The following is a 25,084-nucleotide window of genomic DNA, read 5'->3' as shown; positions in this document are numbered from 1 at the left end:
GATCAGTACGGTGTGCCGAAGCGGGACAGCGCCTTGCTCATCAGCCAGGCGGGCCCGATAAGCAGGTATTGCAGGTCGGTCAGGAAGGAGGGCCGCTTGCCCTCGATCCGGTGACCGATGAACTGGCCGACCCACGCGACCACGAAGACGACGATGGCCGACCACAACAGGCCGCTGCTGCCGATGCTGCGGTAGAGCGAATCGGTCACCAGGGCCAGGATGATGAAGGCACCCGCCATGGCGAGGCCGATCTTGCGCGACAGCCGGTAGAAGTAGAAACAGAAGGCCAGGAACATCGCCAGCACCGCCCACAGTCCCGGGCGCCCGAGCCAGCCCGGCACGGGCAGCAGCCAGAACAACGCCACCACGGACCAGGTAATGGCCGGCACGCATATCCAGTGGATCAGCTGGTTGGTCTCGTTCTGGTGGTCACGGCCGTAGTTGCCGAACCAGCGTGCCGCGTCGCGCATGGAAACCCCCGGAAGCGTGGCGTCCCAGGCCGGGCATGGCGCTCCGGCCTGGGCGTGGAAGGCAAGCGTTGAGCCTGGGACGCTGCACGTCAACCTTGCGGTGCGGCAAGGCTCAGGTCAGGCGGATGCCGGCCAGCTTGTCCAGGGCCTCGGCGTACTTGGCGGCCGTGCCTTCGATGACGTCGGCAGGCACCTTTGGCGCGGGCGGCGTCTTGTTCCAGCCCAGGGCTTCGAGGTAGTCGCGCACGAACTGCTTGTCGTAGCTGGGCGGGCTGATGCCGCGCTGGTAGTTGTCCGCCGGCCAGAACCGCGAGGAGTCGGGGGTCAGCATCTCGTCCATCACGTGCAGCACCCCGTGCTCGTCCGTGCCGAACTCCAGCTTGGTGTCGGCGATGATCACCCCGCGCTCGGCAGCGTAGGCCGCGGCAAAGGCGTAGATCGCCAGGGTGGCCTCGCGTACGGCGTTGGCCAGGTCTTCGCCCACGGCATCGACCACGACGTCGAAGCTGACATTTTCGTCGTGGTCGCCCACGGCGGCCTTGGTCGACGGGGTGAAGATCGGTTCCGGCAGCTGCTGCGCTTGCTCCAGGCCTTCGGGGAGGCGGATGCCGCAGATCTCGCCGGTGGCCTGGTAGGACTTCCAGCCGGAACCGATGATGTAGCCGCGGGCGATCGCCTCGACCGGCACGGGCTTCAGCCGCTTGGTGATGACGGCGCGCTTCGCATAAAGCGCGGGGTCCACGTCGGCGGGAAGCACCGAGGCGACGTCTTCGCCGGTGAGATGATTCGGAATGATGTGCCGGGTCTTCTCGAACCAGAAGTTCGAAATCTGGGTCAGCATTTCACCCTTGCCGGGGATCGGGTCCGGCAGCACCACGTCGAACGCCGACAGCCGGTCGGTCGCGACCATCAGCAGGCGGTTGCCGGGCAGGGCGTAGACGTCGCGCACCTTGCCGCGATGGATGAGCTCGAGGCCGGGCAGGTCGGATTGCGAGAGGGTGGTCGGCACGGCGAAAGCTCCGGAGGGGACGGTTCGAAGTCCGCCATTGTACGGCGGCCTTCGCGTATTTACCGGCGGCCCTGGCGTTCCGGGCGATGGGTCTGACCGATGGGCCTCGGGCGTCCCTACCCATGAGACCTGCCAATGGGCCTCGGGGGTAGGAGCGCACGATGTGCGCGATCCGTCTACGTCACCTATGGCGAACGAAGCCACCCCCGCCATGGGCAAGGCGTTTCCAAACGCCAAACGAAGCAACACCGACCCTCACAACCGGGTTCACGGAAGCGCCTGCCTGTGCCGACGTCCCGCTTCATTCGCAGCGTGGGGGCTGAGGGTTCGCGCACATCGTGCGCTCCTACCCGCAGGCGGACGTAGCTGAGGATTCGCGCACATCGTGCGCTCCTACCCGCAGGCGGACGTAGTCCGCCTGCTAGAATTCCCGGTTACTGCCCTTATTACCTTGCCATGCGATTCCTACTGCACGCGGCGCTTCTCCTGGCCGTTTCCGCCACTGCCCATGCCGCCACGCCGCCTGCCAGGCCGGCGCGACTGGGGCTGTGCGCGGCGTGCCATGGTGAGGACGGCATGGCGCGGATACCGGGTGCGCCGAACCTGGCGGGACAGAAGCTCGATTACCTGCGCGATGCGTTGCGCCAATACCGTGACGGCCGCCGCGACATCCCCGTGATGCGCGCGGCCACCGGCCCACTCACCGATGCGGAGCTTGACCAGCTGGCCCAGTGGTTTTCCGCACAGCCCCCCTCCAGGGCCGCTCCATGAATTTTTCCGGCACTCTCATCGGCGCGGTCCTGGGCATGTGGGCTACCCACAACCTGCTCGGCGCGCTCATCGGCGGCGCGCTCGGCTTCATGTTCGACGCCAGTCGCCAGCAGCAGCGCCGACGCACGCCCGCGCAGGGCGGCTACATCGCGCCGCTGTTCGCGCTGATCGGCGCGGTGGCCAAGGCGGACGGGCACATCTCGCAGGCGGAGATCGCCATCGCCGAGCGGCTGATGGCCCGCATGAGCCTGGACCAGGAGCAGCGCCGTCAGGCTATCGACGCGTTCAACGAGGGCAAGCAGCCCGAATTCAATGCCACCGAGGTCATCGACGAGCTGCGCCAGTGGGTGGGCCACCGTCGCGACCACGCGTTTCCGGTGATCGACGTAGTCATCGAGACCGTGCTGGCCGAGGGCGGCAATCCGTCCACGGAGAAAATGGGCATCCTGCGCCAGCTGGCCTTCGCGTTGCGGGTCAGCGACATGGAGCTGATGGCGCTGATGGCGATGAAGGGCTATGCCTGGAACGCCACGGGCGGCGGCCGGGCCTACGGCAACCCCGGCGGCGGTGGCGGCGGTTACGTGCCGCCGCAGCGAAACACGGCCGGCCCCGATCCCTATGCCGTGCTGGGCATCCAGCGTGGTGCGGACGATCGCGCCATCAAGCGCGCCTACCGCAAGCTGATCTCGGAACACCACCCCGACCGTCTCGGCGACCTGCCCGACGACATGCGCCGCCGCGCGGAATCGCGGGCCAGCGAAATCAATGCGGCGTACGAGCGGATCAAGGCGGAGAAGGGCTTCAAGTAAGGCGTCGCGTGGCGTCCAAGACGCGGCCGGCGGGTGCGCAAAATGCATCCGGCTGTCCGCAAAATGCATCCGGCGGTGCGCAGAACACATCCGGCGGTGCATGAACGCGTCCGGCCGCGCGTAGGAGCGCACGCATGTGCGCGACATGTGTTGAGGCCGGGACTGGGAGCTGGCGCGCCAGCTCGGTGGTTGTCGCGAAAAGATGTCGCGCACGTGCGTGCGCTCCTACCGGGCGGGTGTCGTGGCGGGCGGGTGTCGTGGCGGGCGGGTGTCGTGGCGGGCGGTGGGGTTGTGTACGGCCCGTGTCGTGGCGGGGTCGTGTACGCCGCTTTTAGGGCCGCCGGGTTAAGCTGCCGGCTTCCGTCGACACGACCACGGTATTCGCCATGCCCAAGCAAGCCCCCGTCATCGCTCCGTCCATCCTCTCGGCCGATTTTGCCCGGTTGGGCGAGGACACCCGCAAGGTGCTCGATGCCGGCGCGCAGTGGGTGCACTTCGACGTGATGGACAACCATTACGTGCCCAACCTGACCATCGGGCCGATGGTGCTCAAGGCGTTGCGCGATTACGGCATCACCGAGCACATCGACGTGCACCTGATGGTCAAGCCGGTGGATCGCATCGTGCCGGACTTCGCCAAGGCCGGCGCGCGCAGCATCAGCTTCCATCCGGAGGCCAGCGAGCACGTCGATCGCACCATCCAGCTGATCCAGGGCGAGGGCTGCGAGGCCGGCCTGGTGTTCAACCCGGCCACGCCGCTGAACTGGCTGGACTACGTGCTGGACAAGATCGACATGGTGCTGATCATGTCGGTCAACCCGGGCTTTGGCGGCCAGAAGTTCATCCCCGGCGCGCTGGACAAGATCCGCCATGTGCGCGAGCGCATCGACGCCAGCGGCCGCAACATCCGCCTGGAAGTGGATGGCGGCGTCAACGCGGACAACATCGGCGCCATCGCCGCCGCGGGCGCGGACACCTTCGTGGCGGGCTCGGCCATCTTCACCGCGCCGGACTACGCCGACGTGATCCGCCGGATGCACGCTGCCATCGATGGCGGTTGAGCCCATTTTCACGATGTAATAGCAAACCCGGTAGTATGGTAATGGCAGGGTAAGGGTAGCCCCACACGAGGGGCCGCCTGAAAGGGATCGATTCGACCGCTCGGGAGACAGGCTCATGCGCATGTTCCGTACGCTTTCGTTTGCCATACTCGCCACGTTTGCCATGGGCAGCGCGGTCGCCGACACCGTGGCCGAGCCGGCCGACCCGCGCGCCCTGTTGCGCAAGGTCAACGCCTACTGCCCCGGCGGCATCCAGCGCATCCTGCCCGGCGAGTACTACTTCTGCGCCGCCGCCCGCGATTTCGGGTATGGGCACAACAGTCGTGCCCGTGAACGCCTGCGCGACGCGGCCTATTGGGCCAACAAGCCCGCCCAGTACGTGCTGGGCCTGATGTATTACAACGGCGACGAAGGCCCGGCCAACCGCCCGCTGGGCGTGGCCTGGCTGGCGCTGGCGTCCGAGCGTCACGACCCGCGTTTCGAGCCCGCCTTCGCCAAGGCCTACCTGGAGTTGTCGCCAGCGGAAAAGGCACAGGCGGATGCCTACTGGGCCGACCTGCGCGCCAAGTACGCCGACGCGACGGCCGGCAACCGGGCGCATCGCATCTACCTCGCGGAAATGCGCAACCTCGAGGCGGCGGCCATGTTCGGCGGCTCCATCTTCATCGACGGCCTGTCGCCACAGAACGGCGACGAGATCGGCCAGTTCAATGCCGGCGGCGGCTCACGCGTCGGCAGTGGCATGCGTGGTTTCTCGATGGAACGACTGATCGCCGCAACGGGCGAGGACTACTTTCGCGGCCTCAACGGCAGCGTGACCGTCGGCGATCCGCAGATGGTGCAGTTGGGCAGCGTGGTGACCAAGCCGACCGCGCGGGCCGAGTGACGCCCGCATAAAAATCTCCCCTGGCCGTCAGGACAGGGGAGCGAAGGAAGCTCCGGCAGGAGCATTCGGGGGAAACGGTCAGTGCAGGCCGAACAACACACCCAGCACGAGGGCGCCCAGCGCCAGGGCCACGCGTAGCGGCTCGAAGTCGCGCTCGAGTTCGGTGTTGTCCGCGTCGGGTTTGGTCGTCATCGTCGTATCTCCATCGGCGCCACAAGCGCACCGTCATGCCTAGTTGAATGCCGCGCGCGGCGGACGGAGCGTCCGACAAGGGGCAATCCGCGGATGGTTTATGGCAAACCGAAGGCAAAGGGTTCGTGCACGGCGCTCAAGGGCCGGGGATAGGGCGAAACGCGGGCAATCGACGGGCGGGCCTTGCGCCGGCGGGCCCCCCATAGCACCCTGCGCACGCCGATCCTCCACACCGGAACACCCATGGCCCGCAGCATCGCCATCGTCGAAGACGAACCCCTCATCCGCGCCAACTACGTCGAGGCGCTGAACCGCTTCGGCTATGAAACGCGGGGCTACGGCTCGCGTCGCGATGCCTCCACCGCCTTCGCCATGCGCCTGCCCGAGCTGGTCATCATCGACATCGGCTTGGGCGACGAGCCGGAGGGCGGGTTCGACCTGTGCCGTGAACTGCGGGCCAAGTCGGCCACGCTGCCGATCATCTTCCTGACCGCGCGCGATTCGGATTTCGACGTGATCTCCGGCCTGCGCCTGGGCGCCGACGATTACCTGTCCAAGGACACCAGCCTGCACCAGCTGGCCGCACGCATCGCCGCGCTGTTCCGGCGGATCGAGTCGCTGAAGACGCCCGCGGCCAGCGAGACGGTGATCGAGCACGGGCCGCTGAAGCTCGAATCCGAGCGCATGCGCGTGCTGTGGAACGGCATCGAGATTCCGCTGACCGTCACCGAGTTCTGGATGGTGCACACGCTGGTGCGTTTTCCCGGCCACGTGAAGAACCGTGACCAGCTGATGCGCGAAGCCGAGCTGGTGGTGGACGATGCCACCATCACCTCGCACATCAAGCGCATCCGCAAGAAGTTCATCGCGCTGGCGCCGGATTTCGACGCCATCGAGACCGTGCACGGCGTGGGCTACCGCTGGACGCCGTGACGCCCCGCGCATGAGCCTGCGCCAGAAGCTGCTGCTGGTCGCCCTGTGCACGCTGGCCCTGCCGGTGGCGGGGTGGCTGTACGTGCGCCAGATGGAAACGCTGCTGCGCGAAGGCCAGGCGCAGGCCCTGGTGGCCTCCGCGCGCGCCATGGCCCGCAGCCTGGTGGTGGTCGACGCGCCGCTGCCGCCCGCGGGGCCGGCTTGGTACGTGCAGCGCACCAGTGTGCCGATCACGGTCGACGGTTACGCCGACGACTGGGCCTCGCTCAGCCCGTGGGCGCAGACGCTGGGCAAGGCCACGCGCGTGATGCTGGCCGAAGACGACCGCTGGATGTATTTCTACGTGGACGTGCGCGCCCCGCAGCGCCGCCGTGCGGATGCCGCGGACCGTCTCGCGCTCAATGCCGATCACCTGATCGTCTCCATCGCCAGCGGCGACGACACCCAGCGCTACCTCATGGCCAGTGCCGCGCCGGGTGCGACGACGGCCATCGCCCTGGATGCGGATGCCGGCGTCTTGCCCGACCGCATCAATGCGCAGTGGCAGGAAGACGGCAGCGGCTTCCGGGTGGAGTTCAAGCTGCCGCGCGGCCTGCGCCTGGACCGCTTCGGGCTCGGCGTCCACATCGCCGCCGACGGCGACAGCGAGCCGCTGACCGCCGACAACCGCCCGCTGCTGGATTTCTCCACGTCGCTGTCGCAGGAAGTGTCGCGGCTGGCGCCCGATGGCGTGCGCGTCCGCATCCTGTCGCCCGATGCCTGGCTGGTGGCGCAGAGCGGCAAGCTGTCGTTGCCGGACCTGCCCGCCGGCGATCGTCCCGGCTGGTTTGCGTCACTGGTGTATCGATCGTTGCTGGCGACGCGGATGGACAGCGACAGCGCGTGGGCGGAAGACGCGCCCCGGGTGGATCTGCCCGAGGTGCGCGAGGCGATGCGGGGCAAGACCGCCACGGCATGGCGTGCGGGCGAGGCACGCGGCAGCGTGGTGCTGGCCGCCGCGATGCCGTTGCAGATGCGCGGCCGCAGCCACGGCGTGGTGTTGCTGGAGCAGCCCAGCCGCTCGGTGCCGCTGCTGGCCAACCGCGCGCTGTTCGGCCTTCTGCTGACCAGCTTCGCCGTGCTGCTGGTGGCCGGCGGCGTGCTGCTGCTGTTCGCCACGCGGCTCACCTTCCGCCTGCGTCGCCTGCGTAACGCGGCCGAGCGGGCACAAGCCAACGACGGCCGTCTGGACGGCCCGTTCCCGCTGACCGACGCCACCGACGAACTGGGCGACCTGGCACGCAGCTTCGAGCGCCTGTTCGACGTGGTGGGCGGCTATACGGATTACCTGCGCACGCTGGCGTCCAAGCTGTCGCACGAACTCAATACACCGCTGGCGATCGTCAAGTCGTCGCTGGATAACCTGGATCATGCCGGCCTGCCGCCGGAAGCCGCACCCTACCTGGCCCGGGCGCGCGATGGCGTGGCACGCCTGGGCCAGCTGGTCCGCGCGATGAGCGAAGCCAGCCGCATGGAGCGCGCCATCGCGTCGGCGGAGGCGGAAGACGTCGACCTGGCGGCTGTCGTGCGCGGCTGCGCCGAAGGCTATCGCGCCCTGGCCGGCGAGCGCCGCCTCGACGCCGATATGCCGGCCACGCCCGTGTTCATGCACTGCTCGCCGGAACTCATCGCGCAGGCGCTCGACAAGCTGTTCGACAACGCGCTGTCGTTCACCGCGCCGGATGGCTGGTTGCGCATCGCCCTACGCGCCACGCCCGATGGCGCCGACATCGAACTGGCCAACCAGGGCCCGCCGTTACCCGCAGCGATGCAGGGCCGCCTGTTCGACTCGCTGGTCAGCCTGCGCGACAAGGCCACCCCCGGCGATGCACCGCACCTGGGTCTGGGGCTGTACGTGGTGAGGCTGGTCGCCGAACGTCACCAGGGCAGCGCCAGCGCCCGCAACCTCGACGACGGCGTGGCCTTCACCCTCCACCTCCGCGGCCTCCCCCGCCAACGCCTGGGGTAGGAGCCCACGATGTGGGGCGATCCCCCGAGCGTCTTGTTGTAGGAGCTCACGATGTGAGCGATCACCGCATCGTATTTGCGTCGCGGTGAGGAACAGCATCGCCCACATCGTGGGCTCCTACCGGGGGGTGGGAGGGTGGTCGCAGCCCCATCCCCGTCATGTTGGGCCTACAATCGCGGGTCATCCCAAGGTCACCGCTGACGACCCATGATTTCCCGCGAACAATTCGACGCCTACGCCGCCGAGGGCTTTACCCGCATCCCGTTGGTACGGGAGGTGTTTTCCGACCTCGATACACCGCTGTCGGTGTACCTCAAGCTGGCGGATGGCCCGTACACCTTCCTCTTCGAATCGGTGGAAGGCGGGGCGACCTGGGGTCGTCACTCGATGATCGGGCTGCCGGCGCGGCGGGTGTATCGCCTGCGCGGGCATGAGCTGGAAGTGGAGGAAAGCGGCGAGGTGATCGAGCGGCGCCACCTGGACGATCCGTTGGCCGAGATCGAGGTGCTGCGCAAGCAGTACGAGGTGCCGAAGCTGCCGGGGCTGCCCGACTTCACCGGCGGCCTGGTCGGCTACTTCGGCTTCGAGACCATCGGTTACATCGAGGAACGGCTGGCGCAGTGGGACAAGAAGGACGAGCTGGGCACGCCCGACGTCCTGCTGATGCTGGCGGACGAGATCGCGGTGTTCGACAACCTCAAGGGCCGCCTGTACCTCATCGTGCACGCGGACCCGTCCAAGCCGCAGGCCTACGCGGAAGCCATGCGGCGACTGGATGCCCTGACGTTCCGCCTGCGCCAGGGCGGCGTGTCGTATCCGCAGCTGCTGCAGCCGGCCGCGCTGGATGAATCCGACTTCAAGTCGTCGTTCACCCGCGAGGAATACGAGGCCATGGTGCGCAAGGCGCAGGAATACATCCTGGCCGGCGACATCTTCCAGGTGGTGCCGTCGCAGCGCCTGAGCGTCGGTTTCAACGCCCGTCCGGTGGACGTGTACCGCGCGCTGCGCGCCACCAACCCGTCGCCCTACATGTTCTTCATCGACATGGGCCCCACCCAGATCGTCGGCTCGTCGCCGGAGATCCTGGTGCGCCTGAAGAACGGCCGCGTGGTGCTGCGTCCCATCGCCGGCACGCGTCGCCGCGGCAAGGACGAGGCGGAGGACATGGCACTGGAAACCGAACTGCTGGCCGACCCCAAGGAGCGCGCCGAGCACCTGATGCTGATCGACCTGGGCCGCAACGACGTGGGCCGGGTCAGCCAGACGGGCACGGTGGAGCTGGCCGAATCCTTCGTGGTGGAGCGCTACTCGCACGTGATGCATATCGTCTCCCAGGTGGAAGGCGACATCCGTGGCGACCTCTCCTACATGGATGTGATCAAGGCGACCTTCCCGGCGGGCACGGTCAGCGGCGCACCGAAGGTCCGCGCGCTGGAGATCATCCAGGAGCTGGAGCCGTTCAAGCGCAACATCTACGCGGGCGCCATCGGCTGGCTCGGCTGGTGGGGCGACGCGGACACGGCCATCGCGATCCGCACCGCCGTGATCCAGGATGGCCGCCTGCACGTGCAGGCGGGCGGCGGCGTGGTCTACGACTCCGACCCGGCGGCCGAGTGGGAAGAGACGATGAACAAGGGCAGGGCGCTATTTCGTGCGGTGGCGCAGGCCGCCAAGGGGCTGTAATGTCCACCTCGTCCCGCTTGCAACCGGTTGCGCCGGAAACGGCACCTACGTCCGGCGCATCCGCCCCCACGGAACGAGAGAGCCCCATGATCAACCCACGCACGCTTATCGCTGCCGGCAGCCTGGCCTTCATGGCTGCCGCTACTGCCACGCCGTCCCTGGCCCGCGAGCCCTTCTGCGACGACATCGCGTCGCGCACGGAAGCGCTGGCGCTGATCGAGACGCTCAACGCCGACCTGCTCAGCCATCCCAGCGCCACGCTGACGCTGGAGCGCTGGTGCGGCGACCACCAGCTGGCCGCCGTGCCGACCATCGTCGCGCGCCGGGTCAAGGGTCAGGACAAGCCGCTGCCCGACGACGCACGGCAGACGCTGGGCATCGGCCCCGACGAGCCGGTGCGCTACCGCCACGTGCAGCTGGTTTGCGGCGAGCGCGTGCTGTCCGAGGCGGATAACTGGTACGTGCCGTCGCGGCTGACGCCGGAGATGAACCAGATCCTGGACACCACCGACCAGCCGTTCGGCAAGGTGGTGCAGGCGCTGAACTTCCGTCGCCAGACCACCAGCGCCGACCTGCTCTGGGCGCCGCTGCCCAAGGGCTGGGAGATGGACGCGCCGCTGCCGCCGCCGAAGTTCGGCCCGCTGGACATCCCGCACGACGTGCTGCAGCACCACGCGGTGCTGTTCACCGGCACCAACCAGCCGTTTAGCCTGCTGGTCGAGACCTACACCTCCGAGGTGCTGGCCTTCGGGCGTCGTCGCTGAGCCCTCAAAGGGCCTGGTCCAGCGCCTGGTAGAAACGCTCCGGCGCCTCGATCATGGGCGCATGGCCCAGCCCGTCGAGCGGAATCAATCGGGCGCCGGGGATCTTCGCGGCGGCTTCCCTGCCCAGGGTGGGGTAGTCGCCGAGTGTGGCGGCGATGGCCGGCGGGGTGCCGTCCTTGCCGATCACCGTGCGATCGGCCTGGCCGATGATGAGCACGGTAGGCACGCGGATCAGCGGGAACTCGTAGATCACCGGCTGCGTGTAGATCATCTCGTAGGTGAGCGCACCCGCCCACGATGACGTCTCGCGTCCGTCGCCTTCATACTGGCCCGCCTGCATCAGCACCCAGCGGTCGTACGCCGGCTTCCACTTGCCGTCGTAGTAGCTCTTCATCTGGTACGCCTTGATCCTGGCGTAGGACGTTTTCAGTTCGCCCGCATACCACTGGTCCACACTGCGCCAGGGCACGCCCTTGGCGCGCCAGTCTTCCAGGCCCAGCGGGTCGACCAGCACCAGTTTCTCCACGCCCTCCGGATACATCAGCGCGTAGCGTGCGCCGATCATGCCGCCCATCGAGTGGGCGATCACCGTGGCCTTGTCCACGCCCAGGCTGGCGAGCAACGCATGCGTGTTGGCGGCCAGCTGGTGGATGCCGTAGGGGTATTCGCGCGGCTTGGACGATTTGCAGAAGCCGATCTGGTCGGGAATGACCACGCGGTAGCCACGATCGCGCAGGCGCTCGGCGGTGGCCACCCAGTACGGGCCGCAGAAATTCTTGCCGTGCAGCAGCACCGCGGTGTGGCCGTTCGGATGGGCGGGCGTGAGGTCCATGTACGCCATCTCGAACGCGCGGCCTTCGCTGCGTACGGTGAACATCGTCACCGGGTAGGGGTAGGGCGTGCGCTCCAGGCGTGCGCCCAACGCCTCCACGCGCGGGGTGTCGTCCGCAAACGCGGGCAGGGCGGGAAGCAGTAGAGAGAGGGCAAGAAACACGCGACGCATCGCCATACTCCGACAAGGGATATCGGCCATCGTAGGACACCCCGGTGTGAAGGCCGGTGGCATACTCGTTCGCCTGAGTCCTACAGGGAGTGCCCCCTCATGTCCGAGATCGATCCGCCGCTGCGCGAGTATGCCAAGCCACCGCTGACGCGCGGTGTGGACCCGCAGCGCATGAACTGGCTATGGCAACTCATCGTGCAGGCCACGGATCTGGATCCGGTCGACGTGCGCAAGGCGCTCAATGCGATGGGTGTCGGTGCCACCGACAAGCGCGTGGCCAGCTGGCAGGTCGGCGACCGCGATGAAGATTATTTCCCGCTGACCATCGCGGAGCTGGAGCGCAACCTCCGCGCCATGGTCGCGTGGAAGAAGGCCAGGAACGACGCACCCGTCGCCCCGGCCAGCGATCAGGCGTAGCGCTCGGACAAAAACCGGAAGAACGCGCGAAGCCCCTGGGCTTCGCCGCCGCGCGGATGCGCCGGTCGGTCGGCGTCGTTCCACGAGTAGGTGTCGAGGTGCATCCAGTTCTGGTTCTCCGGCACGAACCGCTCCAGGTACAGCGCCGCGGTGATCGCGCCCGCGTGCCGCGACGCGCCGGAGTTGGCGAAGTCGGCCACGTGCGATTCCAGCATGCGCCGGTACGGCCGCCACAACGGCAGGCGCCACAGCGGATCGGCGGACACCTCGGCTGCACCGATAACGTGGTCGGCCAGTGCATCGCGGTTGGTGAACAGCGCCGGCACCTCGGGCCCCAGCGCGACGCGCGCGGCGCCGGTCAGCGTGGCGAAATCCACGATCAGGTCAGGCGTCTGCTCCACCGCGAACGCGAGGGCATCGCACAGCACCAGCCGGCCTTCGGCATCGGTGTTGTCCACTTCGACGGTCAGGCCCGCACGCGTGCGAATGATGTCGCCGGGGCGCATGGCGCTGCCGCTGATCGCGTTTTCCACGGCCGGCACCAGCAAGGTCAGCCGCACGGGCAGCTTGGCCTTCATGACCAGGCTCGCCAGCGCGATCGCGTGCGCGGCGCCGCCCATGTCCTTCTTCATCCAGCGCATGCCGTCGGACGGCTTGATGTCCAGGCCGCCGGTGTCGAAGCACACGCCCTTGCCGATAATGACCAGCCGGGGGTTGGTGTTCTTGCCCCAGGTCAGCTCGATCAGGCGCGGCGCGCGATGGCTGGCGCGGCCCACGGCATGGATGGTGGGGAAGTTGGCGGCCAGCAGGTCGTCGCCGATCCACTCGCGCACCTTGGCCTTGTGCGGGGCGGCCAGCGCGTGGATGGCTTCGGCCAGCTGCTCGGGGCCCATGTCCTCGGCTGGCGTATTGACCAGATCGCGCACCTGGTAGGTCGCATCGATGATCGGCTGCAACGCGCGCGACGTGGCCGTGTCCACCACCAGCTGCGCCGGCGCCCGGCCGCGCGCGCGATAGCGCTCGAAGCGATACGCGCCCAGGGCCCAGCCCAGCGCCACCAGGTCGGTATCGGTCGCCACGCTCTCCTTGGCGATCTCGTAGTTGCCTTCCGGCAGACGGTAGGGCAAGGCGCCCAGTGCCATCAGCGGTTCGGAGGCGTCCACGCCCACCAGTACGCGCTCGATCGCACCGTGGGCGTCAGGTAGCAGGAGTACCGAGCCGGGGCTGGGGCGGAAGCTGGTCGAGGTCATCCACTGTCGGTGCGCCGCGGTAAGCCGCGCTTCCAGCGCAGGCGCGCTGGAAGCATCGATCATCTCGATCGGGATAGAGCGGCGCTTGCCGGGCTTGGTATCGATCAGTGACGACATCAGGGCTCCCGTGCCCCGCGGTGTGACACCGCGTATGGGAAGGTGGTGAACGGTATGACAGCTATTCTAGCTGTCAGCGGCCGTCGACGCTTCTATCCAGTCGGCAAGGGATGTCATGTCAGTGAATTCCAGGTCCGGTGCAGGCCCATGCGACCACACCGCGCCGTCGCGATTGAGCCACACGGTGCGCATGCCGGCCTCGCGCGCGCCCACCACGTCCAGCAGCGGATCGTCACCGACGTGAAGAACCTCGTGCGGCGGCAGGCCCAGCGCGTCGGCCGCGGCCAGGAAGATGCGCGGATCGGGCTTGGCCACCCCCACGCCCGAGGCGCTCAGGCGGGTGTGGAACAGGTGGTGGAGGCCGATGACTTCCAGATCGGCGTTGCCGTTGGAGATCGACACCAGCGGCACGCGCTCGACGATCCGCTCCAGCGCGGCCAGGGAATCGGGGTAAAGCTCGACGTTGTTGCGGGCGGCGAAATAGATGCGCCAGGTCTCGTCGACCGGGGCGTCATCGATGCCGCAGGCGGCGAACGCGTGGCGAATGGTCAGCCGGCGCTGTTCGCTGAAATCGTGGGAGAGGTGCGTGTTGTCGCGGGCGATCTGCTCGCGAAGCTCGCGCATGGCCTCCAGGGGCCATGCGCGGGCGACATCGGGATGGTGCTGTTGCAGCCACCGGTCCACGCAGTGCTCGGCCTCGATCAGGGCCGGCAGTACCGGCCACAGGGTGTCGTCGAGGTCGAGGGAGACGGCGCGGACGAGCACGACTTAGCGGGCGCCGACCTTCAGCACCTGGCCCGGATGGACATTGTTGTCCTTCAGGCCGTTCATGGCGCGGAGCTTGTCGACCTCGACGTCGTTCTTCTTGGCGATGGAGTACAGCGTGTCACCAGCCGACACCTTGTAGGTGCGCGAGGCGGCGGCCGACTTCTTCTCGGACTTCGCCTCTGCCTTCTCAGCCTTCTCCGCCTTTGCGGCCGGTGCCTTGGCCTTGGGGGCCTCGGCTACTTTGGGCGTCTCGACGCGCGTCGACTTCTCGGTGGCGTCCACCGGGGCCGCCGGCTTGGCGACCGGCTTGCCCTTCACGGTGACGGCATCGGCCGTGACCTTGGCGAACTTGCCACCGACCTTCGCGTTGTCGGACACCGTGACCGCTTCCGAACGAACACCGGAGAAGCCCATGTGCGCCGAGGTGCTGACGCTGGCGGCGACATGTGCGAACTGCGACGGCTCGGCCGTGGTGGCGACAGAGGCCTTGGTTTCCTTCGCGACCTTGGCACCCTTCCCGGCCTTGCCGGTGACCTGCGCCTTGGCGACGGCGGTTTCCTTCGCGGCCTCGGCGGCCGGCGTAGCGGCGGCCACGGTCGGCGTGGTCATCGCCTGGCCCACGTTGGCACGGGTGCCCACCGTGGAAGCGATCTTCGCGCGACGGGCGGCATCGCCGGAGGCCAGCGACGCGCCATCGGCGTAGGGCACCAGGCTATGCGAGCGCAGCAGCGAGCTGCCAGCGCCGGAGGTGACGAACGCGATGAAATCCTTGACGTCGGCCTCTTTGGGGCCGGTGCTGTTGGAGACCAGGTAAAGCTCGGTGTACAGCGGGTAGGCGCCGCTGCCGACCGTCGACATGGACGGCGCAACGCCGTCGATGGAGAGGATCTTCACCTTCTTGTTGGACGACGCACCCGCGAGGGTGGTGGCGCCCAGGCCCTGCTTGTCGAGGGTGACGCCCTCTTCGAGCTTGGCCACGTTGACGTACAGGCGCGGCGCGGCCACCGGCTGGTTGCCGCGGCCGAACAGCAGCTTGCGCAGGCTGTATTCCACGCCATCGCCCGGGCTGGCCACCGCATAGAGGTTGATCGGCTGGTCGTTGCCGCCGAGTTCCTTCCAGTTGGTGATCTTGCCCATGTAGATCTCATGCAACTGCATGAGCGTGATGTTGCTCACCGGGTTGGACGGGTAGGTGACCATGACCAGCGCGTCCCACGCCACCGGCGTGAAGGTCAGCGACTGCTCGGCGGCGCCCACGGCGGGACGGGCGGAGCCGGCGATGTCAGCCGAGCCCTTGGCCACGGCATCGATGCCCGAAGCGGTGTTGAAGGGCTGCAGCTCGATCTTGCCCTTGCCGGATTTCTCCCAGGCCTTGGCCACATCGTTGACCACGCCACGGGCGGTGGTGATGTCACCCCGCCAGATCAGTGTGGAGCCGGCGGCGAGAACGGTAGCGGAGGCACTGAGGCCGATCAGCGTGGCGGTGAACAGTCGCGCAAGACGAAGAGACATGGACGGCAAGAACCTCGGGACGGAAGCGGGGTTGGCAATGGGGCGCCATTGTGGGCCAAGGCGGGCGCGCGCGCACCATTGGCGTCGTTCAGCATCGTGCCCACCCCAACCGGAACGTAGCCTGTCGGGATGGGCCTGCCTGCAAACGGTATCAAAGCATCGCGTAATAGACGGCCTCGCCGCGCACCACGGTCAGCAGCAACTGCCGTCCGGCCAGGGCGGTGCCGACGGGCAGGCCTTTCACCGAGGCCACCTTGCGCTGGCCGATGCCGATCACGATGTCGCCGTCGCGCAGCCCCGCACGCTCGGCCGCGGAGCCACGCTTGATCCCGCTCAAGGCCACGCCGAACAGGCCGGCGGCGCGCTGCTCCGGGGTGAGGTCGCTCAGCACCACGCCCGCCAGTCGCCCGTCCACCTTGCCGCCATCCAGCGTCGCCAGCCTTGGTGCCTCGATGGTGGCCTGCACATCGCGGGCCGCGCCCTCGCGCTTCACCGACAGCGTGACCTTCGCGCCCAGTGGCAGCAGGCCCTCGGCGTTGCGCACATCCTGCGAGCTGCGCACGGGCTTGCCGTCCACGGCGGTCAGCACGTCGCCCGTCTGCAAGCCCGCACCCTCGGCGGGGGAGCCGGTGTCGACCCGGGTCACCACTGCGCCTGATGTGTCCTTCAGGCCCAGCGCTTGGGCGATGCGCGGCGTGATGTCCTGCACCTCCACGCCCAGGTTGCCGCGGCGCACCTTGCCGTAGGCCAGCAGCTGCTTCATGACGCCGGTGGCGAGGTCGGTCGGGATGGCGAAGCCGATGCCGACGTTGCCGCCCGAGGGGGTGAAGATCATCGAGTTGATGCCGACCAGTTCGCCGCGCAGGTTGACCAGCGCACCGCCGGAGTTGCCGGGGTTGATCGAGGCATCGGTCTGGATGAAGTTCTGGAAACCCTTGCCCAGGCCGGAGCGGCCCAGCGCCGAGACCATGCCCGAGGTGGCCGTCTGGCCCAGCCCGAAAGGATCGCCCACGGCCACCACGAAGTCGCCCACGCGCAGCTGCGAGGAATCCGCAATGGGCAGCGCCTGCAGTTTGTCCGCGGGAATCTGCAGCAGCGCCACGTCGGTGTCCGGATCGCTGCCGACCAGCTTCGCCTTCAGGTCGCGCCCATCCTGCAGGGTGACCGTGATGTCGTCCGCGCCGCCCACCACGTGGTGGTTGGTCAGCACGTAGCCCTTGGCCGCATCCACCACTACACCCGAGCCCAGGCTCTGCTCCACGCGCTCGCGCGGCGCGCCCTGGTTGCCGAACAGCTGGCGGAACAGCGGATCGTCGAAGTAGGGATCGCGCGCCCGCACGCGTGTCTTGGTGGAAATGTTGACCACCGCAGGTGTCACCTTCGACAGCATCGGTGCGAGCGAGGGCAGGGGCTCGCCATTGACGGCGGGTGGCAGGCTGGCAAACGCGGGCGTGGCGAGGGCCATCGCCAGGGCGGCACCGAGAACCAGATTCGGCATCCGCCGGGGGATAGGTAACGGCATGGGTGAACTCCTTGGCTGTGTGCGCCAGGCACATCGATCGCCGCTTTCGACCACAGTCGCGTCGCCGGGTTTCAAACGGTGAGATGCCTGTCTTCGCCACTTTACATCGATCCACGGCGGCGGTAAGGTTCCCACCGGTCGTAACCACAACATCTTGTGTTCTGCTGTTCGCTATTTACCAAGCACTGGTGTTGCGGATCGTCAGGTACCAGCGACAAACCTGCGTCCGCCAAGGCATTTCCGCCTGGCGGGCAGGGCGAGCGAGGATGGTCGGCAGCACTCGGGGGGAGGGCTGTCGATGCGTGGGGCCGACTCAGCCCAACCCACACGGCCTACAGAAGCCGAGACACGAGGACGACACATACATGAGCACTGCACGTGCGCAAGCCATGGGGCTTGAGACCGCGGCCATCCCGCTTCAGCCCGCCTCGTACGACATCTGGGACAAGAAATACCGCCTGAAGGCGAAGTCCGGCGTGCCCGTGGACGAGTCCGTCGACGGCACCTACCAGCGCGTCGCCCGCGCCCTGTCCGAGGTGGAAGCCACCGACGAGCTGCGCGCGCACTGGTACGAGCGTTTCCTCTGGGCGCTGCGCCGCGGGGCGATTCCCGCCGGCCGCATCACGTCCAACGCCGGCGCGCTGGCGCACAAGCCGGCCACCTCCACGATCAACTGCACCGTGTCCGGCACCATCCTCGACTCGATGGACGACATCCTGGAGAAGGTGCACGAGGCCGGCCTGACGCTGAAGGCCGGTTGCGGCATCGGCTATGAATTCTCGACGCTGCGCCCGCGCGGCGCCTACGTCTCCGGTGCCGGCGCCCACACCTCGGGCCCGCTGTCGTTCATGGATATCTACGACAAGATGTGCTTCACCGTCTCGTCGGCCGGCGGTCGTCGCGGTGCGCAGATGGGCACCTTCGACATCAGCCACCCGGACGCGAAGGAGTTCATCCGCGCCAAGCGCGAAGACGGACGCCTGCGTCAGTTCAACCTGTCGCTGCTGATCACCGACGGCTTCATGGACGCGGTGGAGAACGATCAGGACTGGCCGACCGTGTTCCCGGTGCACGTGAAGGAAAAGCACGAGATCGACCTGGACGACGCCTCCAAGGTGGTCTGGCGCGAGTGGCCCACGAAGGAGAACTACGTCACCCGCGAGGATGGCCTGGTCGCCTGCAAGATCTACGGCCACATCCGCGCGCGGCACCTGTGGGACATGATCATGGTGTCGACGTACGACTACGCCGAGCCGGGTTTCATCCTGATCGACCGCGTCAACGAGATGAACAACAACTGGTGGTGCGAGCACATCCGCGCTACCAACCCCTGCGGCGAGCAGCCGCTGCCGCCGTACGGCTCGTGCCTGCTGGGCTCGGTCAACCTCACCACCTTCGTGCGCGACCCGTTCGGCCCCAAGGCCCGGTTCGACTGGGAGGAGTACCGCGAGGTGGTCCGTGTGTTCACCCGCATGCTCGACAACGTGGTGGAGATCAACGGCCTGCCGCTGGCGCAGCAGCGTGAGGAGATCATCTCCAAGCGTCGCCACGGCATGGGCTTCCTCGGCCTGGGCTCCACGCTGACCATGCTGAAGATGCGCTACGGCACCGCCGACGCGGTGTCGTTCACCGACGAGGTGTCGCGCGAGATGGCCGTGGCCGGCTGGGAAGTGGGCCTGGAGCTGGCGAAGGAAAAGGGCCCGGCCCCGATCCTGATGCGCGAGTACGCCGTGACCGCCGAGATGCTGCGCAAGCGCCCGGAGATGGTCGCCGACGGCTGGACCGTGGGCCAGTCGATCAAGGGCAGCGTGCTGCACGCCAGGTATTCCCGCTACATGCAGCGCGTGGCCTCCGTGGCCCCGGAGCTGGTGGCCGCCCTGGCCGAGACCGGTGCGCGCTTCACCCACCACTCGTCCATCGCCCCCACCGGCACGATCAGCCTGAGCCTGGCCAACAATGCCTCCAACGGCATCGAGCCCAGCTTTGCGCACCATTACTCGCGCAACGTGATCCGCGAGGGCAAGAAGTCCAAGGAAAAGGTCGAGGTGTTCAGCTACGAGCTGCTCGCCTACCGCGCCCTCATCAACGGCGATGCCCTGCCGTTCTCCGACGACCCGAAGACCCGCCTGCCGGATTACTTCGTGTCGGCCGACGACATCAGCCCCAAGGAGCATGTCGATATCCAGGCGGCCTCGCAGAAGTGGATCGACTCCTCCATCTCCAAGACCGCCAATGTCCCCACGGATTATCCGTACGAGGACTTCAAGGACATCTATTTCTACGCCTATAAGCAGGGTTTGAAGGGGTGCACCACCTTCCGTTTCAACCCCGCCGCGTTCCAGGGCGTGCTGGTCAAGGAAGCGGACCTCGAGAACACCCTCTATCGCTTCGAATTGGAAGACGGTAGCGTTGTCGAACTGAAGGGTAACGACGAGGTTGAGTACGACGGTGAAATGCACACCGCCGCGAACCTTTTCGATGCCTTGAAGGAAGGCTATTACGGTAAGTTCTGACCCCGCGGAGAGGGAATACGTATGTCGAGTGAAAACCAGATCGTCGAGGGTGAATTGCCCTCGGACGACACCATCGATACCGACAGCACGCCGGCAGCGGAGACGGAAGTCGCCGCTGACGTTGCGCCTGCTGCACCGGCTGTCGCCAAGAAAGTCGTCAAGCGCAAGCCGGTCGCCAAGAAGGTGATCGACGTGACGGCGGCCACCCCGGCCAGCGACACGGCCGAGCACGACCACCACGCGTTCGACGAAGACGATGCGACCGATTCGGTCGATTCGGCACCCGTCGTGGCCGCGAAGAAGCCGCGCAAGCCGGCGGTGCGCAAGCCGAAGGCTGCCGCTGTCGAAGCCCCGGTCGAGGCGGAAGCCCCGGCGAAGAAGGCGACGCGCAAGGCTCCGGCCAAGAAGGCCGTGGCCAAGAAAGCCGTGGCGAAGAAGGCTGCTGCCAAGAAGACCGCGGTCAAGAAGGCGCCGGCCAAGAAAGCCGCTGCCAAGAAGACCGCCGTGAAGAAGGCGACCGCCAAGAAGGCCGTGAAGAAGGCAGCGGTGAAGAAGGTTGCCGCCAAGAAGGCTGCCGTGAAGAAGGCACCGGCCAAGAAGACGGCTGCCAAGAAGACGACCGCGCGCAAGGCGACCACCTCGACCGGTCGCAAGACCGCGGCGAAGACCACGGGTCGTACGGCCAAGTCGGCGGCGTCGAAGAAGACGGGGCGTGTGGCCAAGTCGGCGGCCGCTTCGAAGAAGACGGGTCGCGTGGCCAAGTCGGCTGCGTCGAAGAAGACCACGGGTCGGGTGGCCAAGTCGGCTGCGTCGAAGAAGACCGGTCGCGTGACCAGGTCGGCGGCGTCGAAGACCACCGGTCGCTCGACCAAGTCGGCGGCTGCCAAGAAGACGGGCCGTACGGCCAAGTCGGCTGCGGTCAAGAAGACGGGTCGCGTCGCCAAGTCGGCCGTCACCGGCCGCAAGACCGCCACCAAGTCGGCCGGTCGCGTCGCCAAGAAGGCCACCACCGGTCGCAAGACGACCGCGAAGAAGGCCAGCACCCGCGTCGTCAAGGCTGACGCAGGCGCCCGCAAGGCGTTCAAGAAGGCAGCCGCAAGCGTCGCTCGCAGGAGCGGTGCCCGTCCGGCCACGAAGAAGACGGCTCCCAAGGCCGCCGGCAAGACGACCGCCCGCAAGGCGGTTGGCAAGAAAGCGGCTAGCGCCGTGAAGAGGTCCACTGCCAGCAAGACCGGCCGTACGTCGGCGCGCAAGTCCGCCGTCCGTGGTCGTCGCAAGTAAGTAGTACCCATCCGGCCCGGCATCAGTGCCGGGCCGGATAACCTGACAGAGAAGAGATCATGGCGTTCAAGATCGACAAGAAGATCAAGGGCTACAACGTCGTCAAGCCCGAGGACAAGGCCACCCCGGCCCCTGCCGCCGCGCCCGTGAAAGAGGCTGCGCCGGTTGCCGAAGTGATCCAGATGCACGAGAGCCTGGAGCGTCCGGAAACCCTGGTCGGCAACACGTACAAGATCAAGTCGCCGCTCTTCGAGCACGCGCTGTACGTGACCGTCAACGATATCGTCCTGAACGCCGGTACCCCGCACGAACAGCGCCGCCCCTTCGAGCTATTCATCAACTCGAAGAACATGGACCACTTCCAGTGGATCGTGGCGCTGACCCGAATCCTGTCCGCCGTCTTCCGCAAGGGTGGCGACGTGACGTTTATCGTCGAAGAGCTCAAGGCCGTCTTCGACCCGCGCGGCGGCTACTTCAAGGCCGGCGGCGTGTACATGCCCAGCATCGTGGCCGAGATCGGCGGCGTGGTGGAGCAGCACATGAAGTCGATCGGCCTGATCCACGACCCGGAAATGAGCGACGCGACCCGCCAGCTGATCGCGGAGAAACGCGCCGCTTACGAGAAGGCCAACGCGCCCAAGCCCGTTGCCGCCGTTACCCCGGCCGTGGGATCCGGCGATGTCGGCGATAACCAGGGTGCTGCTGCGCACACCAATGCCTCGGGCTTCCCGGCGGGCGCGACGCTTTGTGCTAAGTGCAATACGCAGGCGCTGGTGCTGATGGATGGGTGCCAGACTTGTTTGAATTGTGGGTATTCGAAGTGCGGGTGATTGCTTTTAGCTCATCACTAAGTTCGGTGGGTGATGAATGGTCGCCTGTGAAATTCCTGGAGAATGGACCGCCGATTCAAGTCACTTCTTGGGTGTGCGAAAACTACGAGAACTAACTGCTTCCGTCGAGCTCTTTTATCGATGGCAATACGATGCCACAAGTCATCTGTTACCTAACGTTGCTGGCGCGGTGGGAAGGTTTTATAGAGCGGTTCCAATGTGATTTCATCGCGGCATTCTAGTCGCGCGCACGTTCTGGCCCGGGATGGCAATCCGAGTAATGGCGGCCGAATCCTATGGCAAGCTGCGTGAGATCATTTCGTTCAACTTTAAAAAGCGTAATGATCTGGTGGTGTTGAAATTTAGCTTTTGCTGGATAATGGGGCGGCACGAAAGTAAGTAAAACGAGCGATATAATTGCAGGACGCATGTGAGATGTGTACTAGTCGATTGCTAACTTTTTATATGTCCCTTAAATAACTTGAGGAAGAAATGCTTTTCTTTCTCATGCTTGATATTTACCGCGCATTGTCCAGCGTAGGTATGTCGCCATTACAAGTCAGCACTTCCTATTACGACTAACTCAGAACCATATCCGGCTAGCGCATATCGTGCTGAAATTAATAAAGTATCTAGCTGTCTACGTTGCATTTTACTTCCGCTCGATTTTCTATAAAAGGATCGGAGCGTGTGGGGTTGGACGACCACCACATGAAATTGTATCCTCCTGCTTACTGTCCCTGCTCGTATCGCGGCAATAAATTGAGCTGGGCTCACCGGACCGTTACCATCCCAAGCTAGTTTATTGCCAGATTTTTTAAGGCGATCCTCTAGTTGATCTACGAAGGATTGGTCGTCTAAAAGGTGAAGATTCTTAGTCGCCTGACTGAGTACGACATCGTGGGCGGTCACAGATAGCTTTCGCTGGATGCTTGAGCTCGACGCCGCCTTGACGTGAATAAAGGTTACAGCAGCTCGGTCTGCCGATAGGTTTACATGTATAAAATCCGCGGCCTCCCCAGCTCCATCATCACATAGAAGCCAGTGGTCCGCCGTTTTTAGTTCTAAGTGAGCTAGAAGCGGATTTGAGCTGGTGCGCTTCAGTGCAGCATGTACCCAAGAGAATAATGAGTCTTCCCCAGCTGTGGCGATGAGAGTTAGATCCACGGTTCCGCTCACAGAAAGGGGCTTCTCCTTTCTGATATCAAAACCTTTAAAGAATCCCCAATGAAACCGACGAAATCGAGTTTCACTATATGACAAATGAAAGCATTGACCAGCGCTTATACAATGTGCGCTTTCGTACCAAGCCTGAACTAGCGAAGCGTCTCCGAAAAGAAGTTGAGCCGCTTTTTTCAGCCGAGTGGAAGTTCCGGGCTGCGCCTTTGTGCAATCAAGACTGAATCGAAGCCTTTTGTTTACTTTCATCGGGGTGGCTTCGATAATGCCGATGAAAAACTTACCGCCCGTCACATAGTCATGTATTGAGAGCCTTATGACGTTATCGCTGTGGAATTGCGGTACAACCTCATAGTCTATATCTCTTTGAATTATGTTTAATCGATCTATTTGGCTTTCGGACAGTTGAGCATGAGACTCGTGACTGGGTACGTTGAAATCGTAAGCGCCCTTCATCGCTCCAATGTCTTCGATAGGATGTGGCAGTATACTGATTGGGGATTCCACCGGGTTCGACATTGCTGAAGACACTTCGTACGATGCAGCATTTGCTAGTTTCATAAATTCGGCCCATGAACGAAGTTGATGCATCCAAATTGATGCTTCATTTAGATTCACACCAACAACTTTATTGAGCCTCCCAATGTGGAGATTGGCTCTGGCTGAATTATAGGAGTAGCTCTGATCGGATAGTGGATTGATCGCGAGACGAAGATTTTCACCTGTGAGGGTTTTCGTGTCGGGCTTGATTCCAGTCCTGCGGTGAATGCCAAAAAGCCAAAGTGTCCGTACGCTCTCGTCGACTAGAAATGCTTGATTTAGAGTCGTTCTTGGTACTCTGCTTAAGCCTGCAATTGCAGGATCGGTCAGGGCATCTACGATTCTATCGCGTGCATCGTTGTTCGAAGAGTGCACGATCACGCAGTCATTAGTCAGTGCTAAAGTGAAGTAATGATTGCTCTTATCGGTGAGGTTGGCTAATTTCGCCCATCCCGGAGGATGAGTCTCACTGAAGATGCATGTCACGAACGGTGTGTTTGAGGGCATGTAGTCGACATCTAAGCTTAGCCATTCTACTTTTTCGTAAGCGCGATGCAATCGTTTTTTCGCAGCCGCGACTAAACTGTAGATTGGCCAATCTGGCGACGCTTCAAGAAGAGTGATGCTGAAGTACGGAGTAATGTCGAGAGTCGAAAACATGAGAATCCCTTCAGTGTCGATAAAAGTCTATTCTTTAATAACTAGATTTAAGCAGGTCTGTTTTGTGCCTATGGGTGGAGTCCAGATAATTTCTCTCCTAGTCTTGGCCTTCCATGACTGCTTATGATTTATCTACCAAAAAACCACACGGGCCAACTCGCTTTGGACGAATATTGCAGTAGTTCCGAGCTTCGTTAATCCTAATCAACCTTCAATATCGACTTCATTGCAGTCGGCGTCTCCCCCGCTACGAGCACTCGCCGAACACAATCATCTAAACAAGAGAATTTGATATTTGCTGTGTCGATCCGCAGCTATTTTTTGCTGTGGTCGCACGCGTGAAGTGTTGGCGAATGTAGTGGAAAGTCGCGACTCTTTTGTTTGAACTCGATCTTCGTCTCGGTTTTCGGTATCCCGACCTCTCGCCGCTCGGCTTGGAGGTCGCATGTCCTTCCGAACCTATGGCGTTATTAGCAAGCCGGAGTTTTTGCTGCAATTCGCGATATGATTAAAAGATGAAACTTGTACGTGTAACGAACGCGTTCATGCCCATAGTCGTCTCTATAGCTCTCTTACGCCTTTGCACAGTTAATAGGCAACTTGTCCATGGATCGTGTAGCAACGTCCCATGAGTCCAGGCTCGCTGGGGCCGAGTTACTATAGGATTAACCGTAGAATCGTTGTGGGTAAATTCGGCAGATATGTCGTTTGCCTCCCGGATAGCGGTTAATGCAACGTCCCCTGTCACCTCCCCCTTAAACTTTGTCCAAACGTAGCGGGACGGCAACTTGGCCTCGAGGAAATTAACGATGTGCATGGCTAGTGCCTTTGTCGACTCGACGTCCCCCCAAATTTGAGTAGCGCCCCGGTTTCGAGTTCAATCCCCCACAAGAAGGAGATTGGACG

General features: G+C 64.7%; 20 protein-coding genes. 12 read left to right on the top strand and 8 right to left on the bottom strand.

From position 1 onward, the window contains the following. Positions 1–2 precede the first annotated feature (2 nt). Both QRN34_RS18485 and QRN34_RS18480 read right to left on the bottom strand, forming a co-directional pair. Positions 3–470 carry an Mpo1-like protein gene (locus QRN34_RS18485; protein WP_285406830.1) on the bottom strand — a complete coding sequence of 156 codons (468 nt, stop codon included), beginning with the start codon at positions 468–470 and terminating at the stop codon, positions 3–5. A gap of 112 nt (positions 471–582) precedes the next feature. Continuing rightward, a complete protein-coding gene (locus QRN34_RS18480) occupies positions 583–1,479 on the bottom strand; it encodes a phosphoribosylaminoimidazolesuccinocarboxamide synthase (protein WP_285406828.1) in 897 nt (298 codons plus the stop codon). 456 nt (positions 1,480–1,935) lie between these two features. Here QRN34_RS18480 and QRN34_RS18475 point away from each other — a divergent pair, with 456 nt between their 5' ends. The 8 genes from QRN34_RS18475 (at position 1,936) to QRN34_RS18440 (ending at position 10,586) form a co-directional block, all read left to right on the top strand. Beyond that, positions 1,936–2,250, top strand: a complete 315-nt coding sequence (locus QRN34_RS18475) for a c-type cytochrome (RefSeq protein ID WP_285406826.1) — start codon at positions 1,936–1,938, stop codon at positions 2,248–2,250. Continuing rightward, complete coding sequence (djlA, locus tag QRN34_RS18470; protein ID WP_036139630.1) at positions 2,247–3,059, top strand: co-chaperone DjlA; 813 nt, start codon at positions 2,247–2,249, stop codon at positions 3,057–3,059. Before QRN34_RS18475 ends, djlA begins: the two co-directional genes overlap by 4 nt. A 386-nt stretch (positions 3,060–3,445) precedes the next feature. Continuing rightward, the gene (gene rpe / locus QRN34_RS18465) at positions 3,446–4,120 is read left to right on the top strand and encodes a ribulose-phosphate 3-epimerase (RefSeq protein ID WP_036139632.1); all 675 of its coding nucleotides are present in this window, start codon (positions 3,446–3,448) and stop codon (positions 4,118–4,120) included. 121 nt (positions 4,121–4,241) lie between these two features. Beyond that, positions 4,242–5,006, top strand: coding sequence for a hypothetical protein (locus QRN34_RS18460; protein ID WP_285406822.1), 765 nt, complete (start codon positions 4,242–4,244; stop codon positions 5,004–5,006). A 435-nt stretch (positions 5,007–5,441) separates the two neighbouring features. Then, positions 5,442–6,131 (top strand): proteobacterial dedicated sortase system response regulator, encoded by a 690-nt coding sequence (pdsR, locus tag QRN34_RS18455; protein WP_285406821.1) that lies wholly within the window; start codon positions 5,442–5,444, stop codon positions 6,129–6,131. A 10-nt stretch (positions 6,132–6,141) separates the two neighbouring features. Further along, positions 6,142–8,139 carry an ATP-binding protein gene (locus QRN34_RS18450; protein ID WP_285406819.1) on the top strand — a complete coding sequence of 666 codons (1,998 nt, stop codon included), beginning with the start codon at positions 6,142–6,144 and terminating at the stop codon, positions 8,137–8,139. 207 nt (positions 8,140–8,346) lie between these two features. Next, positions 8,347–9,822: an anthranilate synthase component I gene (trpE, locus tag QRN34_RS18445; protein ID WP_285406817.1), complete on the top strand. Its 1,476-nt coding sequence runs from the start codon at positions 8,347–8,349 to the stop codon at positions 9,820–9,822. Positions 9,823–9,908: 86 nt separating this feature from the next. Further along, positions 9,909–10,586: a hypothetical protein gene (locus tag QRN34_RS18440; RefSeq protein ID WP_285406814.1), complete on the top strand. Its 678-nt coding sequence runs from the start codon at positions 9,909–9,911 to the stop codon at positions 10,584–10,586. A gap of 4 nt (positions 10,587–10,590) precedes the next feature. Here the strand turns inward: QRN34_RS18440 and QRN34_RS18435 are convergent, their stop codons facing one another. After that, positions 10,591–11,589 (bottom strand): alpha/beta hydrolase, encoded by a 999-nt coding sequence (locus QRN34_RS18435; RefSeq protein WP_285406812.1) that lies wholly within the window; start codon positions 11,587–11,589, stop codon positions 10,591–10,593. 99 nt (positions 11,590–11,688) lie between these two features. On the opposite strand from QRN34_RS18435, the gene QRN34_RS18430 reads away from it, so the two are divergent. After that, positions 11,689–12,006 carry a hypothetical protein gene (locus QRN34_RS18430; RefSeq protein WP_285406810.1) on the top strand — a complete coding sequence of 106 codons (318 nt, stop codon included), beginning with the start codon at positions 11,689–11,691 and terminating at the stop codon, positions 12,004–12,006. Here QRN34_RS18430 and QRN34_RS18425 read toward each other — a convergent pair. The 4 genes from QRN34_RS18425 to QRN34_RS18410 form a co-directional block, all read right to left on the bottom strand. Then, positions 11,997–13,373: a leucyl aminopeptidase family protein gene (locus QRN34_RS18425; RefSeq protein WP_285406809.1), complete on the bottom strand. Its 1,377-nt coding sequence runs from the start codon at positions 13,371–13,373 to the stop codon at positions 11,997–11,999. The two genes, QRN34_RS18430 and QRN34_RS18425, sit on opposite strands and share 10 nt — an antisense overlap. A gap of 66 nt (positions 13,374–13,439) precedes the next feature. Beyond that, positions 13,440–14,138, bottom strand: a complete 699-nt coding sequence (locus tag QRN34_RS18420) for an HAD family hydrolase (protein WP_285406807.1) — start codon at positions 14,136–14,138, stop codon at positions 13,440–13,442. 3 nt (positions 14,139–14,141) lie between these two features. Continuing rightward, on the bottom strand, positions 14,142–15,653 hold the full coding sequence (locus tag QRN34_RS18415) for a substrate-binding domain-containing protein (protein ID WP_285406804.1): 1,512 nt from the start codon (positions 15,651–15,653) through the stop codon (positions 14,142–14,144). Positions 15,654–15,804: 151 nt separating this feature from the next. Continuing rightward, positions 15,805–17,175, bottom strand: coding sequence for a Do family serine endopeptidase (locus tag QRN34_RS18410; protein WP_285406802.1), 1,371 nt, complete (start codon positions 17,173–17,175; stop codon positions 15,805–15,807). Positions 17,176–17,540: 365 nt separating this feature from the next. Here QRN34_RS18410 and QRN34_RS18405 point away from each other — a divergent pair, with 365 nt between their 5' ends. The 3 genes from QRN34_RS18405 to QRN34_RS18395 are packed head-to-tail and all read left to right on the top strand — an operon-like array spanning position 17,541 to position 21,799. After that, entirely contained in the window at positions 17,541–19,688 is a 2,148-nt protein-coding gene (locus QRN34_RS18405) for an adenosylcobalamin-dependent ribonucleoside-diphosphate reductase (RefSeq protein ID WP_285406799.1), read from the top strand. Positions 19,689–19,709: 21 nt separating this feature from the next. Continuing rightward, positions 19,710–20,969 carry a hypothetical protein gene (locus tag QRN34_RS18400; RefSeq protein ID WP_285406796.1) on the top strand — a complete coding sequence of 420 codons (1,260 nt, stop codon included), beginning with the start codon at positions 19,710–19,712 and terminating at the stop codon, positions 20,967–20,969. A 59-nt stretch (positions 20,970–21,028) separates the two neighbouring features. After that, on the top strand, positions 21,029–21,799 hold the full coding sequence (locus tag QRN34_RS18395; protein WP_285406794.1) for an NrdJb: 771 nt from the start codon (positions 21,029–21,031) through the stop codon (positions 21,797–21,799). Positions 21,800–22,351: 552 nt separating this feature from the next. On the opposite strand, the gene QRN34_RS18390 is transcribed toward QRN34_RS18395, so the two are convergent. After that, on the bottom strand, positions 22,352–24,178 hold the full coding sequence (locus tag QRN34_RS18390; RefSeq protein ID WP_285406792.1) for a hypothetical protein: 1,827 nt from the start codon (positions 24,176–24,178) through the stop codon (positions 22,352–22,354). Positions 24,179–25,084: the final 906 nt, after the last annotated feature.

The organism is Luteibacter sp. ME-Dv--P-043b (genome assembly GCF_030209605.1).
Lineage (GTDB): Bacteria > Pseudomonadota > Gammaproteobacteria > Xanthomonadales > Rhodanobacteraceae > Luteibacter.
Note: the sequence above shows the minus strand (reverse complement) of the source record. Positions and strands in the feature narration are given on the sequence as shown.

Coding starts and splice junctions, on each gene's coding strand:
- QRN34_RS18485 (WP_285406830.1), bottom strand. CDS start 470: ATGCGCGACGCGGCACGCTGGTTCGGCAACTACGGCCGTGACCACCAG.
- QRN34_RS18475 (WP_285406826.1), top strand. CDS start 1,936: ATGCGATTCCTACTGCACGCGGCGCTTCTCCTGGCCGTTTCCGCCACT.
- djlA (WP_036139630.1), top strand. CDS start 2,247: ATGAATTTTTCCGGCACTCTCATCGGCGCGGTCCTGGGCATGTGGGCT.
- rpe (WP_036139632.1), top strand. CDS start 3,446: ATGCCCAAGCAAGCCCCCGTCATCGCTCCGTCCATCCTCTCGGCCGAT.
- QRN34_RS18460 (WP_285406822.1), top strand. CDS start 4,242: ATGTTCCGTACGCTTTCGTTTGCCATACTCGCCACGTTTGCCATGGGC.
- pdsR (WP_285406821.1), top strand. CDS start 5,442: ATGGCCCGCAGCATCGCCATCGTCGAAGACGAACCCCTCATCCGCGCC.
- QRN34_RS18450 (WP_285406819.1), top strand. CDS start 6,142: ATGAGCCTGCGCCAGAAGCTGCTGCTGGTCGCCCTGTGCACGCTGGCC.
- trpE (WP_285406817.1), top strand. CDS start 8,347: ATGATTTCCCGCGAACAATTCGACGCCTACGCCGCCGAGGGCTTTACC.
- QRN34_RS18440 (WP_285406814.1), top strand. CDS start 9,909: ATGATCAACCCACGCACGCTTATCGCTGCCGGCAGCCTGGCCTTCATG.
- QRN34_RS18435 (WP_285406812.1), bottom strand. CDS start 11,589: ATGCGTCGCGTGTTTCTTGCCCTCTCTCTACTGCTTCCCGCCCTGCCC.
- QRN34_RS18430 (WP_285406810.1), top strand. CDS start 11,689: ATGTCCGAGATCGATCCGCCGCTGCGCGAGTATGCCAAGCCACCGCTG.
- QRN34_RS18425 (WP_285406809.1), bottom strand. CDS start 13,373: ATGTCGTCACTGATCGATACCAAGCCCGGCAAGCGCCGCTCTATCCCG.
- QRN34_RS18415 (WP_285406804.1), bottom strand. CDS start 15,653: ATGTCTCTTCGTCTTGCGCGACTGTTCACCGCCACGCTGATCGGCCTC.
- QRN34_RS18410 (WP_285406802.1), bottom strand. CDS start 17,175: ATGCCGTTACCTATCCCCCGGCGGATGCCGAATCTGGTTCTCGGTGCC.
- QRN34_RS18405 (WP_285406799.1), top strand. CDS start 17,541: ATGAGCACTGCACGTGCGCAAGCCATGGGGCTTGAGACCGCGGCCATC.
- QRN34_RS18400 (WP_285406796.1), top strand. CDS start 19,710: ATGTCGAGTGAAAACCAGATCGTCGAGGGTGAATTGCCCTCGGACGAC.
- QRN34_RS18395 (WP_285406794.1), top strand. CDS start 21,029: ATGGCGTTCAAGATCGACAAGAAGATCAAGGGCTACAACGTCGTCAAG.
- QRN34_RS18390 (WP_285406792.1), bottom strand. CDS start 24,178: ATGTTTTCGACTCTCGACATTACTCCGTACTTCAGCATCACTCTTCTT.